We start from the raw sequence: 24,125 nt of genomic DNA on the forward strand, positions 1-24,125 counted from the left end.
TGGCAGATGAAACTCTTTATTGGATTTCCTATAAATTGCTCAAAACGCCGGCCTCGATAACGAGACCGGCGTTTTGGCTAATACAGTAAAGTAGACTTAGCTTCCAGATAAAACTATAGACTATTGATTGCGGCAGCCCGGTTGGCGGCGTCAATTGCCTGACGCGCCATCTCATTAGCTTGAGCGGCCGTATTGAGACTTTGGTCAGGATTATGGAAGCCCATGCTGTTTTCAGCGGCGACAAAATCCCAGTACCATTGTGCTTTGCGCACCAGTTCCCTGGCATTCGCCAGTTCTTCCTGATTGGCATTAGGTACCTCGGAAGCTTTTTTGATAGCCTCATGGGCGCGGGTCACATTTTGACCGGCAGTATGCAAGACCTCAAAGGTATAGTCCTGCGTGGTCTTGACTTGATCCATCAGCCAGTCGCTGCCTTGCGTATGGCAAGTGCCGCACGCCGCATCCAGGTTTTTGAGTGGGCTGGTCATTACGTGCGAACTGTATTTCTGGCCGTCCTGGCGCATATAAGGCATATGGCAGTCGGCACAGGCTACGCCGGCTTTGCCGTGTGTGCCGGTTGACCAGGTTTCGAAATCGGGATGCTGTGCTTTCAGCATCGCCGCTTTGGAATCGGGATGCTGCCAGTCCTGAACAAACCCACCAGGTTTATCGGCATAATAGGCGTACATATCACCAGCCTTCATGCCTTTATCCCAGGGGAATACTACGCGAATTGTGTTAGGCTCAAAAAAGTATTCGGCATGGCATTGGCCGCAGACATAGCTTCTCATGTCCTGGCGGCTCGCCTTGGTTACATTAATGCCTTTGCGCTCCATTGCCTCGATGAATGCCGGGTTGATAACCCGTAAATTCATGGTTTCAGGATCATGGCAATTGGCGCAGCTAATCGAGCCGTGGGACGGCACCTGATCCGCCAGTTGCGCAAAAGGCATCTTGGCATAGCCCCAGCCTGATTCCTGATAAAATTTTTCCAGGTAAGGAGTCTTACAGGTTATGCAGGCTCCCGGCGATTTGGGTCCAATCCGTTTGGTTTCTTTAATATCCTCCATAGCGTAGACATGTCCTCGATCCTCGGTATAGTCCACACTAAAAGGATTACCTTTAAAATTAGTTTTAATTTCTGGCATCATATCGGATTTCTGGACTTTCATACTACCGCCATAGCCTGTCGGCGATGGCTCCATAATGGAGTTTTTCATATAACTTTCATACTGCAATGGATAATATTTCCCCCATACCGCCGGATCATATTCCCCTGCCGGAATTTTTGCTATTTTGACGGTAGATGCGGGCTTGGCAATGCCAATCCTGGTGATAACAAAGCCAAAGAAAATTAGCAGCACACCTAGCAAAGCAATCAACAATTTCTGTGATTTATTCAACCTTTATCCCTCCTTTGCTTTTGTTCATGCCATGGACCAAACCGCGATGGCACTGGGTGCAATCCTGCCCACCGGCCCCCATGCCGGTTTTTTCAACCGTAGACTGGTGACAGCGCAGGCAGTTATCTGCTATATAGCTTTTTCCCTTTGTTGATACCTGGATTGTTGCCGGATAATCTCTCAGTACTTCATGATAAACATCATTCATGCCGGTCTGGGTCTTAGCGGCCAATTTTACCACGATATTGTCATTCGGCAGATGACATTCAGCGCATTCAATCTGTTTGTGGTTTGACGCCTGCCAGGACGTATACGCCTGTTCCATGGAATGGCAGCTTCCACAAAACTGGGGGGTTTCGGCATAAGCATAACCAAAAACTCCAAACAAAATCCCCGCCACTGTGACAGCGCAACCAATAGCCATCAGCTTTAGCGCGTTACGGTTCAAGTACTGACTGGTATCCAACAATATCCCTCCTCTCCTCTTTTTGGTCATAATGATAAGTCCCGGCAGAAGGACATTGACCCCATGACAGTGTCGCAGCGCTTATTCAAAATAGCGCATACTAACTTTTTCTTAATTTCTAAGCGTCATCGCCCACAGCTGCACCACGGCTCCTCTGCTAAATAATTGCCGTCCGAGTAATAATACGCTCTGGCCCGGCAGCCGCCGCAAACGTCATCGTAGCCGCAGCGGCTGCAGCCGCCTGTCAGCGGTTCATACCGGAATTTATGAAAAAGCGGACTTTCTTGCCATAGCAAATGAAAGGCTTTGTGCCGCACATTCCCCGCTTTTAGCGGCAAATACGGGCAAGGCTGTACATCGCCGTTGGGCAATATCACACAATAGGCTGTTCCGGCCAGGCAGCCTTTGGAAAACCGCATTGGAATCTTTTTTTGCTTGGCAATCCGCATGAATTGCGGTGCACAAGTCGGCTTAATCTCGATAGGGACCTCAGCCTGTTTAGCAAGGATGCGTTCCAATAACGCCTCATAGTCAGCCGTCTTAAGGGTAGTCGCTTCGATATCCTTACCGCGTCCGGCAGGCACCAGAAAAAATATATGATGGGCCATCGCCCCCAGCTCAACGGCAAAATCGGTAAGAACAGTAATTTCGTCCCGGTTACGGCTGGTAACGGTCGTATGAATCTGAAAAGGCAGCCCGGCGGCACGGCAGGCCGCCATGCCTTGTAAGGTTTTATCCCAGGCGCCGTCGGCACCGCGAAACCTGTCATGCTGAGCCTTATCCTTACTGTCCAGGCTGATGCCGGCGCAGGCCAGACCGGCTTCCTTTAACTTACCGGCCACCTTAGGAGTGATCAGAATACCGTTAGTCCCCAGTACCGGCCGCATTCCTAAGCTGCGGGCGAAACTGATTAATTGATAAATGTCAGGCCTGAGCAATGGCTCACCGCCACTGAAAATCATAATTTTAAACCCGGCCTTCGCTATTTCCCAGAGAAGTTTTTTGCCTTCAGCGGTATCCAGTTCGTCATTGCGTTTCATGCCGGCATCACGGTAGCAGTGAATACAATTAATGTTGCAGGCCTGCGTCGTATTCCAGGAGATAATCATTGCCTTGCTCCCCTCCAGTCTGCTAAATAACAGGCAGCAATGCCAGAAACGGTAGCGGTACCACAAAGTAGTTTCGTGCAGCCAATCATGTGAATTTCCCCCTTTTTTCTATATGATTAACACCCGCCCATATCGTGCCGACCGTAATAAAAACAGTTCCCAGCCAAACAAGGTTAATGAGCGGCTTGCGGCTGATTTCCACATCGATCCGCGGCTGCTCCGGCGGCGCGGTTAAATCCTTTATACCAACCGTTGCCGTTCCGTCTTTCATGCTTACCGCGGTAAGGCGGAGTTCGTATTGCCCGAATACTTTAAAAGGTGCCGGTATCATTTGCCCGTTGCGTGATAGTAATTCAGGCCTGGCTTCTTCCGTATTGCCGTCCTTAGTAACCGCCAGCAGCGCATAGACGCGAACGTCGCCACCGGTACCGTTGCCGCTCATGCCGTAGCGGATGAACTTGACCGTCAAACCGGCCTCCTGCTTTTGTTCTTCTTTATGCAAGGTCATTTCCTTAGAAGAAATTTCCTCCTGCTGCATAGCTGGCGCTAAGTAAATATCGGCAGCCGCCATACGGTAGATTCCGGGTTCCCGGGCGGCCGGGCGGCCTTCCTTGTTCAGCTTGGTATACGGCTCTAAAACCGTATTGGCTTCCCCGGCCAAGGAAAAGCTCTGGTAAAATCCTTGCCCTTCAGGATCTAACCGTGTTCCCGTATAGGTAAAGTTGGTTCCAAAAACCTCCTGGCTTTCTCCCTGTTGGAAACTTACATAAACAGATTGGCTCGCCAGTGACGAAAAGAGAATGCCGATCAGCGTAATCGCCAGGCCAATATGAGTCAGTCCGGCACCATGGCTCATTTTCTTATTTCTTACTGCTACTATACTGACGACAACAATTGCCGCAGCCAGGCCGACCGTCACCAGGGCAATTAGCTGACGGATTCCGCCCGCAGCCGCAAGCCCCACGGCGATAACGGCAATTCCCGCGATCCACCGGTAACGGGCAAATAACCGGCTGCTGTCTTCGCCCCAGCCGACTAACGAGCCAACCGCCAGCAGCAAGACCAAAGCGGCGGTGAGCGGCAGCGTCGTTGTATTGTAAAAAGCGGTGCTGACATTTTGCGGATTGCCCAGCAGCATGCCCACAAGCGGGGTCGACATGCCGACAAGTACGATAATTCCTAATGCCGTAAAGATAATAGCCGTGGCTGCCAGAAAGAATTCCCGGCTTTTAACAGCCGGATACAACTCTCCCTCAGGCAGGCTGGGCCAGCGAATAATCAGGATACTCAGAGCGCTTACCGCCGTAAGCAGCACAAAACTGGCCAATATTCCGCCTACCCCTTCATCACTATAGGAATGAACTGAAAAATCGCTTAACATGCCGCTGCGTGTAAGGAAGGTGCCATACATCACCAGCACAAACGTAAACAGCGCGGCAAAACCGGCCGGTTTGACAGCGGCTAACCTGACACGCGCCAATAATAACAGGTGAACCATCGCGCCGGTAGCCAGCCAGGGAACCAGGGAAGAATTTTCAACCGGATCCCAGCCCCAGTAACCGCCCCAACCCAGCACTTTATAGGCCCAGAAACCGCCCAAAAATATACCGGCCCCTAAAGCCGCCCAGGCAAACAGCGCCCAGGGCAGCGCCTGGCTAACCCAGTTTTTATGGCGTCCTGTCATAATACCGTCAATAGCGCAGGCAAAAGGCACAGCCAGTCCCGCATAGCCAAGAAACAGCACCGGCGGATGAACCACCATCCAGGGGTCCTGCAATAGCGGATTAAGGCCAAATCCGTCCGCCCGGGGCTCTGCCAGCATCATAAACGGGCTTTTAACCAGCAAAATGGACAGCAGCATGATTTGTATGCCGGCATATACCGCCATGGCGCAAGGCTGTTTTTTTCTGGCTAACACCAAACCGAAACCGACATGGAACAGCGCCCATAACAAAAAAGACCCTTCCTGTCCGGCCCAAAAGGCCGACAGCTTATAAATCAGGCTAAGGTCTCGCGAAGAGTAGCCGAATACGTAAGCAAACTGAAATTGATCGTTTACAATAATATAAAACAGATACAAGGCTGTAATCACGATAAACAAAGCGGACAACCGATAGTAAAACAGCCCCTTGTCCCGGCTACCTGATAACCGCGGTGCTGAGCGGCGGGTCGAGGAGGCCATATGGGCGTTCAAATAACAAAACGTCGCAATGCCTGTTGTCACCAAAGCCATAAATATTGCGGCATAGCCAATCATGAAGGTTTCACGCTCCCCTGATATTTCGATGGACACTTAATCAACAATTTTTCGGCCGTAAACTGACCGTTTTGGAATTTACCCACAGCCACAATGCTAGTGGCCTGACTCAGCCCTTCCGGTTTCGTTCCCTGATAGATGACCGGCACTTCTTCACCGGCTTCGTCTCTTAGTAAAAACATAATCGTCTTGCCGTTCTCCGTCACCGTTATTTTTTCATTGGCAAGCACTCCGCGCACCTGAACCGCTCCGGTTGAGGATTTAGCCTGGGCGAAACTGACATACGGCGTTAATGAAGATTGAAAGGCAATAAAGCTATAGGCGATAAACGCCACGATGACCACCAGTCCAACGATATGCCGCCTCTTCATTGTTTCAAGCCCTCCTCCCCGTCAAGCAGCGCGGCTTCGTACTGACATTGGGAATGAACCCGGCAGCTTAATAGCCACCAGAAAATAGCCGTACAGGCAATCAAGGCAGCAATCAATATGATTAGCATACCCCAGTCCATATCGACCTTAGCGGCACTATTGATGACCGGTGCAGGGTGCAGCGAAAAATAATAACGCGGAATAATAAACACCAAAAAAGGTACGGTGATAAAGGAACAAAGCGAATATACCGCGGCAATGCGGGCCTTCTGTTCCTTATCTTCAATGGCGGAACGCAACGCCAAATACGCTCCGTAAATCAAAAGCAATATAAAAATCGTAGTTTGCCGCGGATCCCAGTTCCAGTACGCACCCCACGTCAGTTTTGCGAAGATGGCGCCACTCACTGTTGCCAGAATACAAAAAACAAAGCCCAGGGATGCGGCCGCCGAACTTTTCCAGTCGTGCTCCGGCTGGCGGGTACGCAGATACTGAAACGCCCAAACAGCGGACAATAAAAAGGCCAACACCGAAACCCACGCCACCGGGATATGGAAAAAGGCAATGCGGACCAAATTCCCCAGTCCCTCGGCCGGTGGTATAATCGTAAGTACGGCGTAAATGACGCCAACCGTCCAAATGCCAATACCCCAGATACTTAGATAACTGCGTTTCACCGGAAAGCCCCCTTTCAGTCGTACCAAAGATAATCGAAAAGAATGGATGTTGCAAATAAAACCGCAATATCATAACCTGCCATAAACACGAAATCCTGTATTCCGGGCAGGATACCGTCAAATACCCGGATAGTAGCCGCAATCACCATCAGAAATTGCGGCAGCAGCAGTGGAAACGTAATAACCGTATACAGCGAACCCTTGCCCCCTGCCCGGCAAATCATAAGCGCAGTCAGTGTAGACACGGTGGCAATGCCGATGTCACCCAAAACCAGCACAAGCCCAAGTTCCGGCCACAAGGATACGGAAAAATTAAGCAATATGATAAACAACGGTAGGACAAGTACAGTTAACGCGATTAACAATAATCCATTGAATATCGTTTTCCCCCAATATACCGCTTGGGCGCCGGCGTACAGCCGGAGGGTAAACAGGGTTCCCGCTTCCTGCTCCTGTACAAATATCCGGGATAAACCGGCCATCGCACAAAAGAACAGGATAATCCATAACAGGGCAGCAGCCAGGGCGGAACTAACCGCCGCACCGGCCAAGCTCATGCTGATACTGGCCAGCGTAGTCAGGGCAAACATTGCCAGAGCGCTAAACGCATACTTGGATCGCAGTTCACACAGCGCATCCTTATGAACCATCGCCCCCATCACACTATGCCAAGGCAATTTTCTGTCTTGCATCGCGAACCTCCTCAAGGTCGTTGGTGGCTATGACAACTGCCGTCTGCCGCGCCAAAGCCTTATCTACCAGCCGTTTTACCAGTTGTTTACCTTCCTCGTCAAGATTGGAGGAGGGTTCATCCAACAGCCAAACAGGAGGTCTTAGCGCTTCTAGCAGCGCAAACTTTAACCGTTGGCGCATTCCGGTTGAATAGGTGCTGATTCGTTCATGCCGGCGCCCGTTTAAGCCCACTGTTTCAAGACAATTCTGTAATTGTTCGTCAGATAACTCCCAGCCGCGGGCCCGCGCCAGGAACTTAAGATTTTCATAGCCGGTCATCGCATTATAAAATATCAATTCCGGTGATATCAGGCCAAAACAGGACATTCGTTGATCAGCGGCAAGCTCCTTGCCAGCCATCCGTACGTTTACTTCACCTGTGCTTGGTCTAAGCAAACCGGCGATTACCTTAATCAGCGTAGATTTGCCGGAACCGTTGGGCCCTGTTACCCCGATGCACTCTCCCGGGCAAATGAGCTGATTGATATCAGCAAATAATTGCCGGCGGCCATATTTTTTGGAAACGCGAATAAGTTCTACAACAACTTCCTGCAATGTCATTCCCCCAGCAAGCCACTGTTACTTTTGTCCTTATGTAAAGAAATGACTTTCACTAAACGAAAGTCTCCTGTTATACCGGTATAATGCCAGCGCTGCTTATCATAAAAAGGCGCCGATGCTTCATTTCTTTCGACCATTATACCGAAAGGTGATTACAGCGATATTAAGCAAATATTACAAATCTATTACATTTTTCTTTTTTGTCCTCTTCACCTCCGCCAGTACCGTTCTTCGAAATGAGCGACTGGTGAATAATTTGATACTTTACACAGCCTGACATCCCTTGGCGTCTTCCCTGTGGCTGACTTCAGTAGTCAACATGACTGTAGGGGTTTCACCTCCTTATAGGTATCCTAGCAACAAAGCCGCCAGTTCCAAGCCTGGCGGCTGATTAATTGTTTCAATTCCCTATAGGTAGCCTAGCAACCCATCTTATTCAACAAAAATTCTCCAAAATATTCAATAATTATAAGGCAAACGGTTCGCCCAAAAGATGCTTTTCTACCAGTTTCTATAATTCCAATCAATCACTTCTATCATCTTTTTATTCTTCAGTAAAACACTTTTTCCTTTCTCCTGCAAAATTAACTCGCCCTTATCCAGGGACTTAGCCGCTCTTTAACTCCCACTTTTAGAAGATTAGTCCATTCTTTGCAGAGTAAAAAAAGGATCCGCCTGCCGGAGGCTTCTGCCGAGCAGCAAACCGCCTGCTACCCCCACCAGGATATAGCCCAGCCAAATGGCAAGAACCACGCCGGCCATCGTTGACCAGGCAGGCCAGGCGAACATGGGCCCGGTCAGGATTGCCAGCCAGGGTCGGCCGACGGTTGCAAGCAATAGGCCTGTCCCCGCACCAAGCACACTCCCCAATCCCAGCAGTAAAACAACCTCCCACACAAACAGCCCGGTCAGGGTTTCCCCCGACGCGCCCAAAGCTTGTAACACCCCCAGCTCCCGCCGTCGATGTTTGAGCAAAAAATGGAACAGTATCCCTGCCAGCGCCAGAGTGATTATTCCCACTTGTCCGGCTCCCAAATACAAAATTCCGGCAATCCGGTACAAATGCTGAGCCAGATTACGATTGACATCAATGCCTGACATAACCTCCACTCCCGAAATCTCGGCAAAAATTTGCGCCGCCAGAGCATCCGGATTCACTTCCGGACGGGTTTTAACTGCCACTAGTGAAATCATATTGGTGGGAAATTTCGCCGGGTACAGAGGGGAATCCCTTACGATTTTGTACGCCGTTTCCATCGGCATAAACACAGCCGCATCCAATCCGGTACCCGATGCTTCCAAGGTGCCGACTACTTTAAAAGGCATCCCGTAAAAATTTTGAATGCTTCCTTCCCGGGGCAGATCGGTAATCGATATTTCCTTGGCTAGTTTGGCTCCCATGATCAGACTTGAGCGGGTCACGGTGATCTCTTTATGGACTGCCAGCCAGGGGGCAACCACAAAGTCGGTTTCGGGCTTGTACCCAATAATAGGCATTGCCGGAATGTTCTGCCCGGAATCAATATATTCCAGGAGAATCTGAGGCGAAGTGGTCATCACGCCGGGAAGGCGCGCCACTTTCTCCTCAACTTGGGCATCCATATAGAAGGTAGTCGGCAATCCGAGCCAAAAACATTCTTCTGCCAATTGTTTGGTTCCGGCCGGCAGCACAAACAAGTCGGCTCCGCTTCGCCGCTGAACGATGTTCAACGTGTCGCCAAGCCCGGTGGTGACAAGCATTGCCAGATAGACGGCATGAGAGGACAAGAAAACCGAAAACAAAATCACCAGACTGATCAGCGGTTTGCCCCTCAAACCTTTGCAAGCCAGCACCGCTATATTTCTCAGCATACGACCAGCCTCCACTCCTACTTGTATCCTTTTTGCATCAGTAACGCCGGCTCAAAGCGCAGGACCAGCCAAGCGGGAATCAGCGCCAGCAAAAGACACAGGATACAAACTAACGCCAATGTCCCTCCCCCAATCCAGGCTGCGCTCGGAAAATTCAATTCCGGTAATTGCTGGAAACTGGCGAAATGGTTTGCCAGGAGTATGCCGGCAATTAACCCCGGGGTTCCTCCCCCCAAGGCCAAAAGCAGCCCTTCCAGAGCAGTCAGCTTAATCAGTTCTGCTTTGGTGGCGCCTAATGACAGCATAATACCCCACTCCCGCATCCGCTCCCAGACATTAATAATGAAGAGTGTTCCGGTTAACAGCAAAGTGGCGGTCATCACGAAAATAATAACCAGGGTAAAGAGCGTACCTTGGGACAGCTGCCTTAAACTGCCGCCGACGGCTCCGGTAAATTCCCCTTTGCCAACAGCTTGTAAGGGTTGAAAACGAATGTTCAGATCAGCAGTCAATTCACGGAGGTAGCCGCTATTTTCACCACGCAGCAACAACCAGGAAACTGCATCTGCCGGTGACAGGGGACGGAATTCCCGGGCTACCCCCAAGTCCAGATAAACGGTATTGTCCATGTCTGTTCCCGTTTTATCCAGGACCCCGCCATTGCGAAAAGTCCGTTGCTCAATTGTAACCATCTCGCCCGGTTCTCCCAAGGCCTTATTGGCATTGCACCCCAGAATCACATGATTCCGGTTCCAGAACCGTTGTGGGTTTCGTCCGGTTCGCAGCCAGGGAGTTACGATAAAGTCACTGGCTGGATCAAAGCCAACCAGCTTCAGCCGCTGATTGCCCGCCTGAAGCTCTTTGGCAAACAGTTGAGGTGTTATAGCGGCAATGCCATCCAAAATTTTAGGGTCGCCAGTGTAAACTTGAAGCAACGGAAATACCGTTTCCCGGGGAATGGCATAATCCAGCTGGCCCTCGGGATAAGCGGCACCCTGGGAAACGATGATGACATCAGGGCCCATTCTCTCCCGGTCCCTCACAACACCAGCGCTTATGGTCTGACTGACAAGCCAGGCAGTCGCAATGGTGGCTGCCGAAAAGAAAACTGCCGCCAGAATAACGCCATAATGGGTTTTTCTGGCTCTCAGCGCAGCCCAAATCAGCCGCAACATGGGCATTCCTCCTGTAAAGATTAACCTTCTGCAGCGCTGCCTGTCGGCGGAACCCCGGCGGAACCCCGCGGGTGTAACGTTTTACCCTTGAGTTCTAAGGCCCGGGTTGCCAAGGCAAGCTGTCCGGCAGCATGCGTAACCAGGATGATGGTAGTCCCTGCTTTGTTCAACTCTGACAGCAGGCCAAGCATGTGTTGTTCGGTTTCTTTATCCAGATCCGCCGTAGGCTCATCAGCAAAAATATAAGGCGGCTCCAACATCAATGCCCTGGCCAGGCCGGCCCGCCGCTGCTGTCCCCCGGACAACTGAGCCGGGAACAGACTCGCTTTTTCTTTTAAGCCAGTCTGTTGCAACAGCTTCAGCGCCCTTTCGCGGTCCTGACTTCCCACCCGCCGGCCTGTGAGCGCCACAGGCAGCAATATATTGTCAAGTATGTTAAGCGCCGGCAGCAAACTAGGGTTTTGGAAAATAAACCCGAATTGTTCCGCCCGTAATTTTGCCCGGCTGCGATCATCCAAAGAGTAGATATCGCGACCCTCCACCCATATTTTTCCCTGGCTGGGTTTGAGCAGGCCGCCGAGAATATGGAGCAAGGTGCTTTTTCCTTCTCCCGAACAACCGGCAATCACCAGAAACTCGCCAGGCTGTATCATTCCGTCGACTCCGTCCAAGACTTCAATCGTCCCTCCGGGCGTCATAAAGCATTGGCTTACTTTTTCGATTATAATCAAGCGACTTCTCCTCTCCAAATTGCATCACCGCCTTTGTTTGCCGGCTATTGTGCAAAACAGCAAAGCTTCTATTCACCGCTGCGAATGGCTTCATAAGGTTCCAGCCGAATGGTTGAAAGAGCCGGATACAGGGCGGCCAAAACCCCGATTATTAAAGCAACGAGAGAAGTTCCCAGAATCCTCGCCAAAATATAGCCGGGTTCCGGAGACAAAGTCAAAGTCAACAAGGGAACCATGCCCGCCAGAGACAACAGGAGAATGATAACTGCCAAGACCACGCCGGTCAGAATTCCAAGGCAACAAAGAACCAGGGCCTCACCTAAAATCAGACGCAATATAAACGTTCTTTTGGCTCCCATGGCTTGTAGAAGCCCAAACTCCCGCCTGCGTTCATACATCATCAAGCTAAACACGGCACCCATGGTCAACATAGAGCCGGCAATGACAAACAACGCCGCCGCACTGAATCCCCTTCCGGCCAGCAGTCCGTGCAATTGATCATTTATCGTTTTTAACATCTCTGTACGGGTAAGAACCTCTGTATTGGGGAGGTTAGTCTCAAGTTTATTGGCCATGATGTCTAAAGATGTGCCTGGTTTCAACTGAACCAAAATCCAGGATACTTCCTCCAGTTTGTCCATTAATAAAGGCACGAAAATTGTCTGGTCCATGAAGGAACCGGTTTCGGCCAGCCGGCCGGCAGGCTTATAATTTTTGCCGCCAATATGGATGTCACCGCTCTTTCCCGGTTCCACATTGCTGCCCAGCAACGCTTCATCGGTTGCGGGCGAGTCCTTATGCTTTGTTTTCTGCAGCCAAGGCTGAACCATGAAGTCTGTGCCGGGATCAAAGCCAATAACCCGGATATGGGCAGTTCCCAAAGGAATGGCGCCTAAACAGGACTGGACGGAAATTTTTTCAACTTCCGGGAATGATTGAAGCTGTTTGATAATAGCCATTGGGAGCTTTCCCTGAGCAGGCGGTCCCTTGGCGACATAAATGTGGCCGCTTGCCTTGGTGCCTGGCTGTACCAGGGCCATATCCGGCCCCAGCAATTGGCTGTTATGCTGAACGCCTAGCTGGATACTGCGGGATACGAACAGGGTCAGCAACACCGTAGTCACAGCCAGGGTTACGGCGAACACAATAATAAAGTTATAAGAAACACGCCCTCGTACGTTTTCCAGAAGCAAATGCCACATGCTGTTTCCCGCCTTTCGGCTCTTTTTGTTACCAAACAGACTGATTGCCGTCGGCTGACTTTCTTTTTTTCTTACGCCATAACCCAATGCCGATTAAAGTCAATAGACATCCCACCCCAGCCAGGCCGTAAATGAGCCAGGGCGTACTCCTTTGCCCTTTCAGCAAATCTAATACCTGGGTGTCGGTATAAGACAATATTCCATACGTAGTACCGGCCAGAACAGTAGGCATCCGATCAGGCACGATATGTACTTTGTGCACAAAAGCATTGTCTAAACCGGCATTGATATCAGTCCAGTTTTCTCCCCCGTCAACGCTGCGGAAGGCTCCCCCCCAGGCGCCGGCATAGAGTACACCGGGGTGTTGCGGGTTGCCGGCCAACGAAAATACGGTCACACCCACCAGGTTGGTCCCATGCCAAGTACGCCCTCCATCCACAGTCTGATAAACCCCGCCCACCGCTTCGCCTACATACAGATCGGTCGGCGTAGCCGGATGATAGGACCCGGCCAGCACCCGATCCGGATTTTCCGGGTCAATATAAAGGGTTAAAATACTCAGACTGCTTAACCCCTGGTTAATATCTTTCCAGGAAACGCCCCCGTTGCCGCTTTTAAATACGCCTGAACCGCCTGTACCGGCAAACAGATACTGAGGATTTTTCGGGTCAATAACGATGGTGTTAACGTTTGTGGCCCTTCTAAACCCGGATGACATATGCCATGCTTTGCCGCCATTGGTACTCAGAACCACGCCCCCTTGAATACCGGCGTAAATCAGATTTGAATCCTTGGGACTGACGGTGATGCAGCGTACATACAAATTGGGCAACCCTTCATTGATGGCCTGCCAGGTAACGCCACCGTCCATGCTTTGAAAAATGCCCAATCCGTCATATCCCGCATACAGCACCTTGCTGTTGAAAGGATTGACAGCCACACAACTGGGCGGTTGTTCCCCAGGCAAACCCTGATTAAGCGGCGACCAGCCGGCCCCGTTGTCGGAACTTTTCAGCACGCCCCGGGAAGTGGCGGCATAAAGAGTGGACGGGCGCACCGGATCACTGACTATAGATATCACATGCGTCTTGTCAAGCGCGAGCTTATGCCAAACATCTTCACCCGCCCACCCGGTGGCGGCATGCATCAGCAACAATCCTGCGACCAGAAAAACAGTTACAATTCTTCTTCCCATGAGGTTTTCTCTCCTATCCCTTCGTTACGGGCAGACAATTTTCCACTCTCGCTTTTCCCGGATCAAATCCATGCTGGTATTTGAACTGTAAGGACCAAATTCCAACGGAATGAAAATGTGCAGGTTGACTACGGCTTTGTTGTTGTCAATTGTTTCTCCCTGCACTTGCAGCGTCATCTCCGGCGAGTACATACTGACCCGGTCGATAAATTGATTAAAAGAGTCATGGTAATGCTGGCGGCTCACCATCTGGTAGGCCTTTTGATAATCGCCCTTTTGTACTGCCGCAAAATACTGTTCAATCACTTGCCCCGGAGTTAAGTCCGGGGGGTTGATGTTTTCGTAATAGTAGAATCCCCCGCCTGCCGCCAGCCCGAGGAAGACCAGCAGCGCCAATGCGCTCAAAACCGTCTTTTTTACCATATCGCCGCCTTCCTTCCTTCTCACAGGTGGTGCATCGCTTTTGTCCGGAATTCTTCCGCTGCGAAAGGAACCAGTTTACAGTTTTTTATCGTATATGCCTGACCGACACCAATGTACTTTAAAGCATGGGTAACCATGATAACCGTAACACCCTGGCGATTGATCCTTTGAAACAGTTCCATAACCTCTGCTTCTGTTTTTTCATCAAGGTCGCCGGTCGGCTCATCGGTCAGTATGATGGCAGGTCTGTTAATCAGAGCGCGGGCAACCGCCACCCGGCGCTGTTGTCCGCCGGAAAGCTGAAACGGATAATTATTGCTTTTATCGGCCATCCCGACCATTGTCAATAATTCCATGGCATAATCTCTGTCTTGCGGCAGCGGATTCCTATCGCCAAAGGCAATAGGCAACAAGATATTGTCAAGGATTCGCAAGGTAGGCACCAGACTGGGAAACTGAAACACAAATCCCAGCCTTTGATTCCGCAACCTGGCCAACTGCGGTTCAGGAAGCTGCCAAATATCTGTTCCGCCGATCAGGACCCTGCCGGCATCAGGCTTTGTCAAACCGCCGATAATGCTGAGCAAAGTCGTTTTCCCGCCCCCTGACCGGCCGGTTAAAACCATAAATTCTCCCTCGTTGATTTGCCAGTCGATCCTGTCAAGTACGGTGAGGTCTTGGTACTGTTTTATAACGGCTTCCACACGGATCATCCGCTAATTCCCCCTTCGAATGGCGTCATATGGTTCAAGACGGCTGATTGAGAAGGCAGCGTACAGCCCGCCTATGACCCCGGCCAGCAGGGAACCCGTCAGCGCGACCGCCGCCACTGCCAAAAAGTACGGATTGCCCGGCCAGGTATATAAATTACCGATGAAGGCAGTAAGGATATCACGGCCAAAATAAACAGCGAGATAACCAATAGTCACGCCCATTAAGCCGCCGGTCCCCGCAATAAGAATTGCCTCCAGGAGAATGAGCCGAAAGATCATGTTCCGGCTGGCCCCCATAGCGCCAAAAAGTCCAAATTCCCGCATACGTTGGCGTACCGAAAGGGTAAAAAGAATACCTACCAGGATGACAGCCAGTAAGGTCAGGGCCAAGCCGATGACATACACAATATCGGCTAATCCCTGTAATTGCCGGCTAAGCGAACGGGTTAACTGCCCGGCGGTCAATGGTTCCACACCTGGAATGGACTGCCGGATATCCTGGGCAACAGTTTCCGGGTCAAAGCCATCCTCCAGTTTTATCATGATCGTGGAGATCTGATCTTTTTGCACCGGAACCGGATAAAGCGGCGAGTCCTGAATCATCTGATACGCAACGTTCATATTGATAAAGACGGTGTAATCGGTCCCCAGCCCGGTGGGTTCCAAAATACTCGCCACGGAAAAAGGCTTTCCCATGAATACCAGGCGCATGCCGATGGCCTGACTGGGGATGCCGACTACAGCCGAGATTACCTTGGCGCCCACGATAATTTGATTATCTTTTAATGGTTCCCCGCTTTTTTGTAAAAGCCAGGGCGTAACGGTAAAATCCCTTTGGGAATCAATACCCACCAAAGCCACCTGAGCCACGCAACAGGGAGCATCCAGGCTGCGCAGATACACTTGCGGGCTGGTCAACTTGACCCCCCGGATCCTGCCAACCTGGTTTTCCAGCACCCGGGGCATGTAAAAGGCGGTAGGATTTCCGGAGATAATGGCCGATTCGGCCTCTTGCCTGGCCTCGCTCGGAACCACAACCAGATCGGCGCCGAGGCGTTCCCGGGCAGTCTCAATGGTATATTGAATCCCTTTGGACAGTACCGCTGCCAAAAAAAGTGTGCTGCATGCCAGGGCAATACTCATGATCATGATCCAGGTGCGGAATTTTTTCCGTTTAAAACCTTGTTTGGCAAGATAAAAGGTTTTCCGTAGCATTGCTCAACAACCTTTTCCTTCAATTTATTATTTTTCCCGGTATTAAGGCTTGGCCTGTTGGTTCTTGGAGTTTACCAGGCGGGAGGATCGGCATCCATCATCCAAAAATATTGAGGATACTGGTAATGAACCGCCAGCCATTTGTTGTCATAAATCAGGTAGAACTCGTTAATTTTTTCCGGGGCACTGGCAAAGGTATTGCCGAAGCCTTTTTTGTGGCAGGCATTACAACCCCACAGAGGAGTAGTGCTGCATGTGTGAAACGAAAAAACCGTCAATGCCAGAAAGATGCTCAGGCTGACCGCAATAATACTTCTCTTTAGCCACAGTTTGCGAGTAGTCCCCCAATCCATAAACGGCAGCAGGATAAGTCCCACCGTGATAGTTACAGGCAGCCAGAATACGCCGATTATCTCCATACGATCCCGGAAGTAACGGGTGACTTGGAAGAGCATCATGAAAAGCCAATCAGGCTGGGGAACCGGGGAAGTAAAAACCGGATCAGCAGGATCCTGCTTTTGCAGGCCGAACAGGGACAGACAGAGAAGTACTAAAGCAGTAACGCCAATCGCAATAGCATGGAAGATGGCATGTTTGGGCCAAAAAGGGCTTGATTTTAGAGGGTCCGGGTTTTGTTTTACCATGTTTTTCTGTCCTCCTCACATTGGTTTGGCGACACCTTGCCGGCGTACCATAAAAAAATGACCAGCCAGGAAACAGCCGCTGAGCAGGGGCAGGACAAATACATGAATGGCGAACCAGCGTCCCACCGGCACAATGCCGTTAACAGTTTCCATGAACAAGAGCCATCTGAGAGCCCCGGCGAATAGAGGTAATTGATCAAGCCAGTTCAAAATGGTAAGCGCGATCCAATAGGCCCGGAAATCCCAAGGCAAGAGATAGCCGGTGACTACAAAAGCCATGGTTAAGAGCAAGAGAACAATTCCTGTCACCCAGTTCAGCTCCCGCGGGGGCCTATAGGCACCATGACAGATAATGCGCAGCATGTGAAAACTCATAAACAATACCATCAGCAGTGCTCCCCAGCGATGGAGGGCCCGGGCGAAATGGCCCATGCGGGCTTCTGCTTCAATGAATTCAATGCTGTTCCATGCTCCCAGGGGCGAAGGATCGAAAAACATGCTCATGTACGCGCCGGACAATACTTGGAACAAAAATACCGTAAACGTAATCCCGCCGAAACAATAAAGCCAATTGACCCAATTGGGCACCGGCTTGAAAAATTGAGTGGCAAAAGATTGCAAACCCAGCCGCTCGTCCAGCCAACCATAAATTTTTTGCCCGAATCCCAATACCGTCACTACAGAATTCCTCCTTCTCGCCCGTTGCAAAAAAGGGGGGAATCCCCCTCTTGCAACCGAACGGGCGATCAACCTCATTCCTCTACGATGAACCAGCCGCGCATTTCGAGATGCAGCGGTCCACAGAAGTAGGAGCAGAACATAGCAAATTTACCGGCCTTATCGGCTGGAAATTCAAAGACTACCGACTTTCCTTGCGGCACCCCCCAGTTGGTTTGCAAGCCGTACTCATTTATGATGAAACCATGGACAGGAGCCGGATCATTAGTCAGACCTGTAGCCTTATCAATGTTAGTTAGGATGAAACGCACGCGATCACCCTTTTTGACAGTAACCGTTTCCGGTTTGAAGCCATAACTGAACTCTTGAAGGCGAACCTCGACCACTCCTTCGTCTGTTCTGGTAATGCCGGGAACCCCCGTATCTTCAGGAATAAGCTGAGCCTTTACACTCGGGTCGCGGTGAAGCGGCCAGAGTGAGCCATGGCCTCCTGGCGGCAGCTCGGCATGCAGATACCCTTTTACTGCGTCCGCCGTTATAATTTTGGCGTTATGCGGTTCGGGAACGGTAGGCGCCCGCCCGATCAGTTGATCGGTAGCCAAATCAATCAATTCCACGTTGGTGGGGTCTTGGTTTGAAATAGCGCCGGCAAACAACCCGGTGGAAAATTTATTGTAAACAGTCACGTATTTACTGTCAGGAGTAATTTGCAGATGACCGGGACGGAAATGGACGGGAATCTTTTTGACCATCTCCATCTTTTCCAGGTCGATTTTGGCAAGAGCGTTATCCACGAATAAGGTGGCGTAGGCCCATTTGCCATCATTGGTAACTACCGTGTGCAGCGGTCCGGGAGCCGGACTCTTGTTGAAACCGGACACAGGCGCAGTCAGATCAATGTTTTTGATGACTTCCATCTTGGCAATATCAATGACCGGAATGTTACCGGAAAGTTTACCGGCAACCAAAGCGTATTTACCGTCGATGGTCAAATCCATCCCGTGTGGGTTTTTTCCGGCGGGAATAAAATTGACCCGTTTAAAGCTGTCCACTTCAATAACATGGACGCCGGAACGATAGTAATCAGTGGCCAGGCAATACTTGCCGTCATGGGTCACCACAGGATAGTCCGGGGCCGATTCCTGGCCATCGGAGACGTCAATTACCTCCACTTTACCGCTGGCTATGTCAATCTTGGCCATTTTACCGGACAATTCGCCTGTGGCGAAAAGAGTTTTTCCGTCAGGAGTAAGGGCGATGTGGTGCGGCCCAAAAGGAGCGGGAATATTGATCTTACGGATAAGCTCCTGAGTGGAAATATCCACGATTCCCACCGACGAATCACCTTTGTCGTTTAAATAAACGTATTTACCGTCAGGAGTTCCGTTGGTACCCGGTTTGTTGGAACCGGAAAAGACAGGTTCGTGGGTATCCACCCCGACAGGAATCAGTTTAAGGGTCTGCAAACTGGGTACGCCGATAACCTGCATGGCTCCCGAAACCCCGCCGGAAGCAAACGCAATATATTGGTCTTTGGCGGTTAAATTCCCGGAGCTTGGGCCGAAATTACCCGCATCGCCGGTGGACCCGCCTGCCTGAGATTTACTGTCCGTTGGTTTTGAGCCTCCACCGGAACATCCTGCTAATGTAGCAAGTACGGCCGCAATGGCCAGTAAACCGGCTGCGGTTTTCCACATATTTTTTTTCATGTGAATTATGTCCTCCTTTTTCTGTTGAGAACAACCGGAACACTTTTGTCTCGTAATCTGTTCCCCCTTTCCCCGCCCTCCTTTCCTGCAGATTTTGGGAGTCCCTATATTTCCTGCCTGTAATCACCCCCTTTTCAGTAAAAACGTTATGGTAATTGGCGACAACTTATTTTTTCTTTTGCGACAGGTAGGCGGAAACAGCATGGCGTTCATCGTCGCTGAGAGGAATAACAGACATCATGCTTGTCTGACTTACGGTAGTCGGTTCCAGAATGATCTGCTCAATATTGGCACGACTGCGGCGGGCGCCGATTTGACTCAGATCGCCGGCCATAAAACCGCCCTTGCCGTTCATCTGATGACACTGCAGGCAGAAGGTCTCAAATAACCGCTTGCCTTCCGCCACTTGCATTTCGGTGATGGGCGGCAAATCCATTTTGGCCGGTGCATGCCGGACATCTTCTACCAACGCCAGCCCGGTTAGCACTACGACGGAAAAGACGCCGAGAATGCCGGCGGCAACCACCTTGGGCCGCTTTCTTAAACCGGTGGCGTCGCCTTTGTCCAGAAAAGGCAGTGCCACCAAGGCTGCCAAAACAATTGTCGGTACAATGACGATTCCTACCACTGCCAAAGAGCCTTCAAAATACTTGAGTAATTGAAAGAGAAACAAAAAGTACCACTCCGGCCTGGGCACGTAGCTGGTGTCACTAGGGTCTGCCATATCTTCCAGAGGAACTTGCCAAAGGAAGGAAATGCTCACGACGGCAAGGAGAACAAAAAGGGACACGACGGCTTCCACAAATAAATGATGGGGATAAAAGTCGTACCGCAACTCCTCCTGCCTGCCGGAAGGCTGTAGTGTATGTATGGGGTTCATTACGCGTCCTCCTTTTTGATTAAAGCGGTCGGGAAATGCCCTGGCGGCGCAGCATGAAGAAATGAACGGCCAGGAAGATAATCAGGAAAGCCGGCAAGAACATGACATGGATGGCAAAAAAACGGGATAAAGTCAAGGTTCCCACCTCCGAGCCGCCGCGCAGAACGCTTGCCAGGAAATCGCCTACAAGGGGAACAGAAGCGGCCACATTCACGCCAACTGCCGTGGCCCAGTACGCTTTTTGATCCCAAGGCAGGAGATAACCGGTAAAGCCAAATCCCATGATAGCGGTAAAGAGGACAAGCCCGGCTATCCAGTTCAGTTCCCGGGGATTTTTGTATGAACCGGTGAAATAAACCCGCAACATATGCAGGAAAACCATTAATACGGTGGCGCTGGCACCAACCCGGTGAATTCCCCGGACCAGATTACCGAACAGCACTTCGTTTTGAATGTAATTCACGCTTTGATAAGCATGATCCGGGGACGGAACATAATAAAGCATCAGAAACATACCGGTGAGAACCTCAAGAACAATCAGAAGAAAGCTGACTCCGCCGAAGCAGTAGACAAAAGCCGAGGGGCTTTTAAAGACATTAACGTGATCAGGTATCGGATGATCCGCTACCGCTCCGATTAACGGACTAAGGTTCAGGCGCTCATCAAGGAATCGGTAAATGCGTCCCAATTTTACGCCTCCCTTACATAGATCTTGTTTTGTTCAACCTTGGCGACCAATTGGGGCAACGGTTTGGGAGGAGGCCCGCCCGTCACCTTGCCTTCCGCATCAAACGCTCCCCCATGGCAGGGGCAAACAAATTGTTTGGCCGGCGCATCCCATGCGACAGCGCAACCCAAGTGAGTGCAGATGTTGGAAAGCACGATTGGCGTGCCGTCTGCTTTTCGCAGGATAAAAGCAGTTTTATTTGCCTCCACGGTTCTCCAGCCGTCTTTGCGGGTATAACTGTAGGCTACTTGCAAGGGTTCGCCGTCCTTGAGCTGATCTACATCGGCGATGGAAATCCAGGTTTCTTCCCCTTTTTTGGTGATGGGAGAAATAGCGAAACCGGCAAGAGGAATCCCCAACCCCGCGGCAAAAACACCGATAACGGCCATGATCCCGTTGGCGAAAAATTTTCGCCTGGATAATACTTTTCCCATTGCTGGTGATGTCAACAAAATGCCCTCCTTTCAAAAATGGAAATAGTTCTGCAGTTCACTTTTAGTTAAATGCAAATATTATGCCAATAGGCACGAAAAAAAAACACCGGCCGCCGCCGGTCGCATTCCTCTGAATTTTCAGGCCTTTTCCAGAGCGACTGGGCCTCCTGCAGCAGCTCCTGAAAAAATGTGAAATGGGACACGATTGCCTCAAATGAGGCATTTGTGTCCCATGTTTATGAAATCCGAGGTATTGTTTCTATTTTACCAGATTATATTTCTTCATCATGCGTTGGATCGTTTTGCGGTCGATGCCAGCCGCCGCGGCTGCTCTGCTTACATTGGACCGGTACCGTTCCAGCAAGGCTTGCAAATAGCTTCGTTCAAAGGCTTCCACCATCTGGGCCTTGGCGTCAAGAAAGGGAACAGACAACAACTCCTCCGCCCCCTGCACCCTGTTCAAACCAGGGTCGCTCGTTCCCTGACTAATAGGACCGGGCAGATCCATAAGCGTAATGTACTCCCCTTCAGCCAGGACAGCAGCCCGCACGATCATATTTTTTAATTCCCGAACATTGCCGGGCCAAGAATAGCTTTCCAAAGCGTGCATAGCTTCTCGGGAAAAGCCGCTGATTTTTTTGGAAGATTTTTCATTGAACCGGGCGAGGAAATGATGGGTCAATAAGGGTATGTCGCCGGTACGCTCCCGTAAGGGCGGCAAAGTCATGGTAATCACATTCAAGCGATAGTATAAATCCTCCCGGAAACGTTTTTCCTGGATAGCTGTTGGCAGATCCCGGTTCGTGGCTGACAGAATCCGGATATCCACCTGGATAAACCGGGTTCCTCCCAGCCTGCGGAAAGAACGTTCCTCCAACACCCGCAAAAGTTTTGCCTGCAGGTGAAGATCCAATTCTCCCAACTCATCCAGAAAGAGTGTACCGCCATGGGCCATTTCCAAGAGCCCTGGCTTGGCTTGAACCGCGCCGGTAAAGGCCCCTTTTTCATATCCAAACAGTTCACTTTCCAACAGGTCATGAGGCATAGCCGCGCAGTCTACAGGAATAAAAGGCTGGGAACAGCGGAGACTATTTTCATGCAGACTCCTGGCAAAAACCTCCTTGCCGGTTCCGCTCTCGCCCAAAATGAGTACATTCAGGTCGGTGGGCGCCACCTTTTTGACCATTTTGAACAGTTTCATCAGGGCCGGACTGTTGCCGATCACCTGTTCCGAGCGGGTCAAAGCTTCTACCTGGCAGCGAAGCCGCCGGTTTTCCTCAGTTAACCGCTTTTGTGTCAACGCCCGTTTTACCACAACCCGCAATTGTTCCCCGGAAAAAGGCTTGGCAATAAAATCAAAGGCCCCTCCCTGAATCGCCGCAACGGCGGCAGGAATGGTAGCATAGCCGGTAACGATCAAAACGAGAATGCCGGGATCATAATCCTGTACAGCCGTCAATACGTCCATACCGCTGAATTCAGGCATGCTCAAGTCGGTCAACACGACGGCCGGCTTCTTTTCTTTGATGATCTGTACACCCTGCTCCCCATCAAAAGCAGTTAAACATTCCAATCCCAGCGGCTTTAGCAGCCGGGCACAACCCCGGGCCATTTCCGGTTCATCGTCAATAATCAGAATGGAATCCATCGCAATTATCCCCTAGAGTTTCGATTTGCTCGGTAAAAGAACGGCAAAAGTGCTTCCCTGCCCTTTTTCACTAAATACCTGGATCTGTCCGCCATGCTGCTGGATGATGCTATAACTGATCGACAGTCCCAACCCCGTCCCCCGGCCCCGTTCCTTTGTCGTAAAAAATGGTTCAAAAATCTGATCCTGGAGATTTTCGGGAATGCCGCAGCCTGTATCCTGAATCTCAACTTTTAGCCATTGGGCGTTATACCTGCCAGTGCGAATTGTCAAGGTTCCCCCCTCGGGCATAACGTCTTTGGCATTGTTGATCAAGTTCAGGAATACTTGCTGCAATTGATCCGCATTGGCTGAAATTTTGACGTTGCCGGCAAATTCTGTTTTGATCCGGATATTATTTTTACTCAGTTGCTTGGCGACAAAGGATATAACCTCTTCCAACAATTGCCGTAAATCAACCCATGTTTTTCCTTTTAACGCTGGCCGGGCAAAGGATAGCATGGAACGTACGATTGTCCCTATTTTTTTAGCGTGCTTGATAATAATCTCCAAGTCTTCCTGCTGTTCGGCCGACAATCCTTCTTTTTCCAATAACATACACTCAGCCCGGGATACAATTACCCCGGCGGGATTATTGATCTCATGGGCCAAATCTGCCGTCAAACGACCCGCCATCGCCAGTTTCTCCGACTGAATCAACTGGGTCTGGGTGGTTTTCAACTCTTCGAGCATGTTGGCCAAATCCCTGGCCATCTGGTGCATTTCCGTATTGGCGCAGCGTAACTCCTGCTTTTCCGCTTCAAGGTGGCGTATCAAATAATCCCGCTGAATGGCTACCCCCATCAAGTTCGCCATGACAAGAAGAATTTCCAGAGCTTCCCGGTCATAAAAGTCTGCTTCAAAGCTGCTTGAGGATAGGACGCCCAGGATCTTCTTGCCGGCCACGATAGGCAAACAGGTGTAGGAGTGAAACTCCAGAGCTATTCCACAATTTGGACAGCCCTCCTCTTTGTCCGTATCCCGCACAACCACAGGCAAAACATCCCGTACCACCTGGCACTTCCGAAATTCCATCGATCGTACCGGACAGTTGCACCGGTTCCCCGACTTGCAAGGACAGACCGAAACTTCTTCCCCTATGTTACCGAATTCAGCTATGGAAACGCATAGACGATCAGGGTTTAATAACTTTTTGATCTCGCCTTGGATGGCAGATAGGCTGGCCGACAGATCCTGCGGTAAAAACCCCAGCAAATTGTTGAGTTTGATGAGCGATTTAACGATTTGTTCCTGCGACACTGGTTGTGCCAAACCGCTCCCCCCT

General features: G+C 50.6%; 25 protein-coding genes. All 25 read right to left on the reverse strand.

Annotated elements, in window-relative coordinates; genetic code table 11:
• Nucleotides 1–113: 113 nt before the first annotated feature.
• The 25 genes from BLR65_RS02505 to BLR65_RS02620 all read right to left on the reverse strand — a co-directional run bounded on the left by BLR65_RS02505 (nucleotide 114) and on the right by BLR65_RS02620 (nucleotide 24,112).
• Complete coding sequence (locus BLR65_RS02505) at nucleotides 114–1,403, reverse strand: ammonia-forming cytochrome c nitrite reductase subunit c552 (protein ID WP_093792159.1); 1,290 nt, start codon at nucleotides 1,401–1,403, stop codon at nucleotides 114–116.
• Complete coding sequence (locus BLR65_RS02510; protein ID WP_093792161.1) at nucleotides 1,396–1,869, reverse strand: cytochrome c3 family protein; 474 nt, start codon at nucleotides 1,867–1,869, stop codon at nucleotides 1,396–1,398. The genes BLR65_RS02505 and BLR65_RS02510 overlap by 8 nt, the downstream gene beginning before the upstream one ends.
• Before the next feature lie 125 nt (nucleotides 1,870–1,994).
• Complete coding sequence (nirJ2, locus tag BLR65_RS02515; RefSeq protein ID WP_093792163.1) at nucleotides 1,995–2,978, reverse strand: putative heme d1 biosynthesis radical SAM protein NirJ2; 984 nt, start codon at nucleotides 2,976–2,978, stop codon at nucleotides 1,995–1,997.
• A gap of 85 nt (nucleotides 2,979–3,063) precedes the next feature.
• Nucleotides 3,064–5,271 carry a cytochrome c biogenesis protein CcsA gene (gene ccsA, locus BLR65_RS02520; RefSeq protein WP_143122475.1) on the reverse strand — a complete coding sequence of 736 codons (2,208 nt, stop codon included), beginning with the start codon at nucleotides 5,269–5,271 and terminating at the stop codon, nucleotides 3,064–3,066.
• Nucleotides 5,232–5,606 carry a cytochrome c maturation protein CcmE domain-containing protein gene (locus BLR65_RS02525; RefSeq protein ID WP_093792167.1) on the reverse strand — a complete coding sequence of 125 codons (375 nt, stop codon included), beginning with the start codon at nucleotides 5,604–5,606 and terminating at the stop codon, nucleotides 5,232–5,234. The genes ccsA and BLR65_RS02525 overlap by 40 nt, the downstream gene beginning before the upstream one ends.
• Nucleotides 5,603–6,283: a cytochrome c biogenesis protein gene (locus BLR65_RS02530; protein WP_245692330.1), complete on the reverse strand. Its 681-nt coding sequence runs from the start codon at nucleotides 6,281–6,283 to the stop codon at nucleotides 5,603–5,605. Before BLR65_RS02530 ends, BLR65_RS02525 begins: the two co-directional genes overlap by 4 nt.
• Before the next feature lie 14 nt (nucleotides 6,284–6,297).
• Nucleotides 6,298–6,975 carry a heme exporter protein CcmB gene (locus BLR65_RS02535; RefSeq protein ID WP_093792169.1) on the reverse strand — a complete coding sequence of 226 codons (678 nt, stop codon included), beginning with the start codon at nucleotides 6,973–6,975 and terminating at the stop codon, nucleotides 6,298–6,300.
• Nucleotides 6,947–7,570, reverse strand: coding sequence for an ABC transporter ATP-binding protein (locus BLR65_RS02540; protein WP_169716816.1), 624 nt, complete (start codon nucleotides 7,568–7,570; stop codon nucleotides 6,947–6,949). Before BLR65_RS02540 ends, BLR65_RS02535 begins: the two co-directional genes overlap by 29 nt.
• 2 nt (nucleotides 7,571–7,572) lie before the next feature.
• Complete coding sequence (locus BLR65_RS29420) at nucleotides 7,573–7,713, reverse strand: hypothetical protein (RefSeq protein ID WP_176772669.1); 141 nt, start codon at nucleotides 7,711–7,713, stop codon at nucleotides 7,573–7,575.
• A 502-nt stretch (nucleotides 7,714–8,215) separates the two neighbouring features.
• The gene (locus BLR65_RS02545) at nucleotides 8,216–9,427 is read right to left on the reverse strand and encodes an ABC transporter permease (protein WP_093792173.1); all 1,212 of its coding nucleotides are present in this window, start codon (nucleotides 9,425–9,427) and stop codon (nucleotides 8,216–8,218) included.
• A 17-nt stretch (nucleotides 9,428–9,444) separates the two neighbouring features.
• On the reverse strand, nucleotides 9,445–10,602 hold the full coding sequence (locus BLR65_RS02550) for an FtsX-like permease family protein (RefSeq protein WP_169716815.1): 1,158 nt from the start codon (nucleotides 10,600–10,602) through the stop codon (nucleotides 9,445–9,447).
• 20 nt (nucleotides 10,603–10,622) lie between these two features.
• Nucleotides 10,623–11,333 carry an ABC transporter ATP-binding protein gene (locus BLR65_RS02555; RefSeq protein WP_093792177.1) on the reverse strand — a complete coding sequence of 237 codons (711 nt, stop codon included), beginning with the start codon at nucleotides 11,331–11,333 and terminating at the stop codon, nucleotides 10,623–10,625.
• Nucleotides 11,334–11,401: 68 nt separating this feature from the next.
• On the reverse strand, nucleotides 11,402–12,535 hold the full coding sequence (locus BLR65_RS02560; RefSeq protein ID WP_093792179.1) for an ABC transporter permease: 1,134 nt from the start codon (nucleotides 12,533–12,535) through the stop codon (nucleotides 11,402–11,404).
• Between the two features lie 28 nt (nucleotides 12,536–12,563).
• Nucleotides 12,564–13,730 carry a WD40/YVTN/BNR-like repeat-containing protein gene (locus tag BLR65_RS02565; RefSeq protein WP_093792181.1) on the reverse strand — a complete coding sequence of 389 codons (1,167 nt, stop codon included), beginning with the start codon at nucleotides 13,728–13,730 and terminating at the stop codon, nucleotides 12,564–12,566.
• Between the two features lie 24 nt (nucleotides 13,731–13,754).
• Entirely contained in the window at nucleotides 13,755–14,177 is a 423-nt protein-coding gene (locus BLR65_RS02570) for a hypothetical protein (RefSeq protein WP_143122476.1), read from the reverse strand.
• On the reverse strand, nucleotides 14,174–14,866 hold the full coding sequence (locus BLR65_RS02575; protein WP_093792185.1) for an ABC transporter ATP-binding protein: 693 nt from the start codon (nucleotides 14,864–14,866) through the stop codon (nucleotides 14,174–14,176). Before BLR65_RS02575 ends, BLR65_RS02570 begins: the two co-directional genes overlap by 4 nt.
• A gap of 3 nt (nucleotides 14,867–14,869) precedes the next feature.
• Entirely contained in the window at nucleotides 14,870–16,081 is a 1,212-nt protein-coding gene (locus tag BLR65_RS02580) for an ABC transporter permease (protein ID WP_093792187.1), read from the reverse strand.
• 71 nt (nucleotides 16,082–16,152) lie between these two features.
• Nucleotides 16,153–16,725: a cytochrome b family protein gene (locus tag BLR65_RS02585; protein WP_093792189.1), complete on the reverse strand. Its 573-nt coding sequence runs from the start codon at nucleotides 16,723–16,725 to the stop codon at nucleotides 16,153–16,155.
• A 15-nt stretch (nucleotides 16,726–16,740) separates the two neighbouring features.
• Nucleotides 16,741–17,403: a cytochrome b N-terminal domain-containing protein gene (locus tag BLR65_RS02590; RefSeq protein WP_169716814.1), complete on the reverse strand. Its 663-nt coding sequence runs from the start codon at nucleotides 17,401–17,403 to the stop codon at nucleotides 16,741–16,743.
• A gap of 74 nt (nucleotides 17,404–17,477) precedes the next feature.
• Nucleotides 17,478–19,112: a clade III lactonase-type nitrous-oxide reductase gene (gene nosZ / locus BLR65_RS02595; RefSeq protein WP_093792193.1), complete on the reverse strand. Its 1,635-nt coding sequence runs from the start codon at nucleotides 19,110–19,112 to the stop codon at nucleotides 17,478–17,480.
• A gap of 166 nt (nucleotides 19,113–19,278) precedes the next feature.
• Entirely contained in the window at nucleotides 19,279–19,992 is a 714-nt protein-coding gene (locus BLR65_RS02600; protein WP_093792194.1) for a c-type cytochrome, read from the reverse strand.
• A gap of 19 nt (nucleotides 19,993–20,011) precedes the next feature.
• Entirely contained in the window at nucleotides 20,012–20,680 is a 669-nt protein-coding gene (locus tag BLR65_RS02605) for a cytochrome b N-terminal domain-containing protein (protein WP_093792196.1), read from the reverse strand.
• Nucleotides 20,681–20,682: 2 nt separating this feature from the next.
• A complete protein-coding gene (locus BLR65_RS02610) occupies nucleotides 20,683–21,168 on the reverse strand; it encodes a QcrA and Rieske domain-containing protein (RefSeq protein WP_143122477.1) in 486 nt (161 codons plus the stop codon).
• 244 nt (nucleotides 21,169–21,412) lie between these two features.
• A complete protein-coding gene (locus tag BLR65_RS02615; protein ID WP_093792200.1) occupies nucleotides 21,413–22,801 on the reverse strand; it encodes a sigma-54-dependent transcriptional regulator in 1,389 nt (462 codons plus the stop codon).
• Between the two features lie 12 nt (nucleotides 22,802–22,813).
• Complete coding sequence (locus BLR65_RS02620; RefSeq protein WP_093792202.1) at nucleotides 22,814–24,112, reverse strand: ATP-binding protein; 1,299 nt, start codon at nucleotides 24,110–24,112, stop codon at nucleotides 22,814–22,816.
• Nucleotides 24,113–24,125: the final 13 nt, after the last annotated feature.

It is taken from the genome of Sporomusa acidovorans (assembly GCF_900101845.1).
GTDB lineage: Bacteria > Bacillota > Negativicutes > Sporomusales > Sporomusaceae > Sporomusa > Sporomusa acidovorans.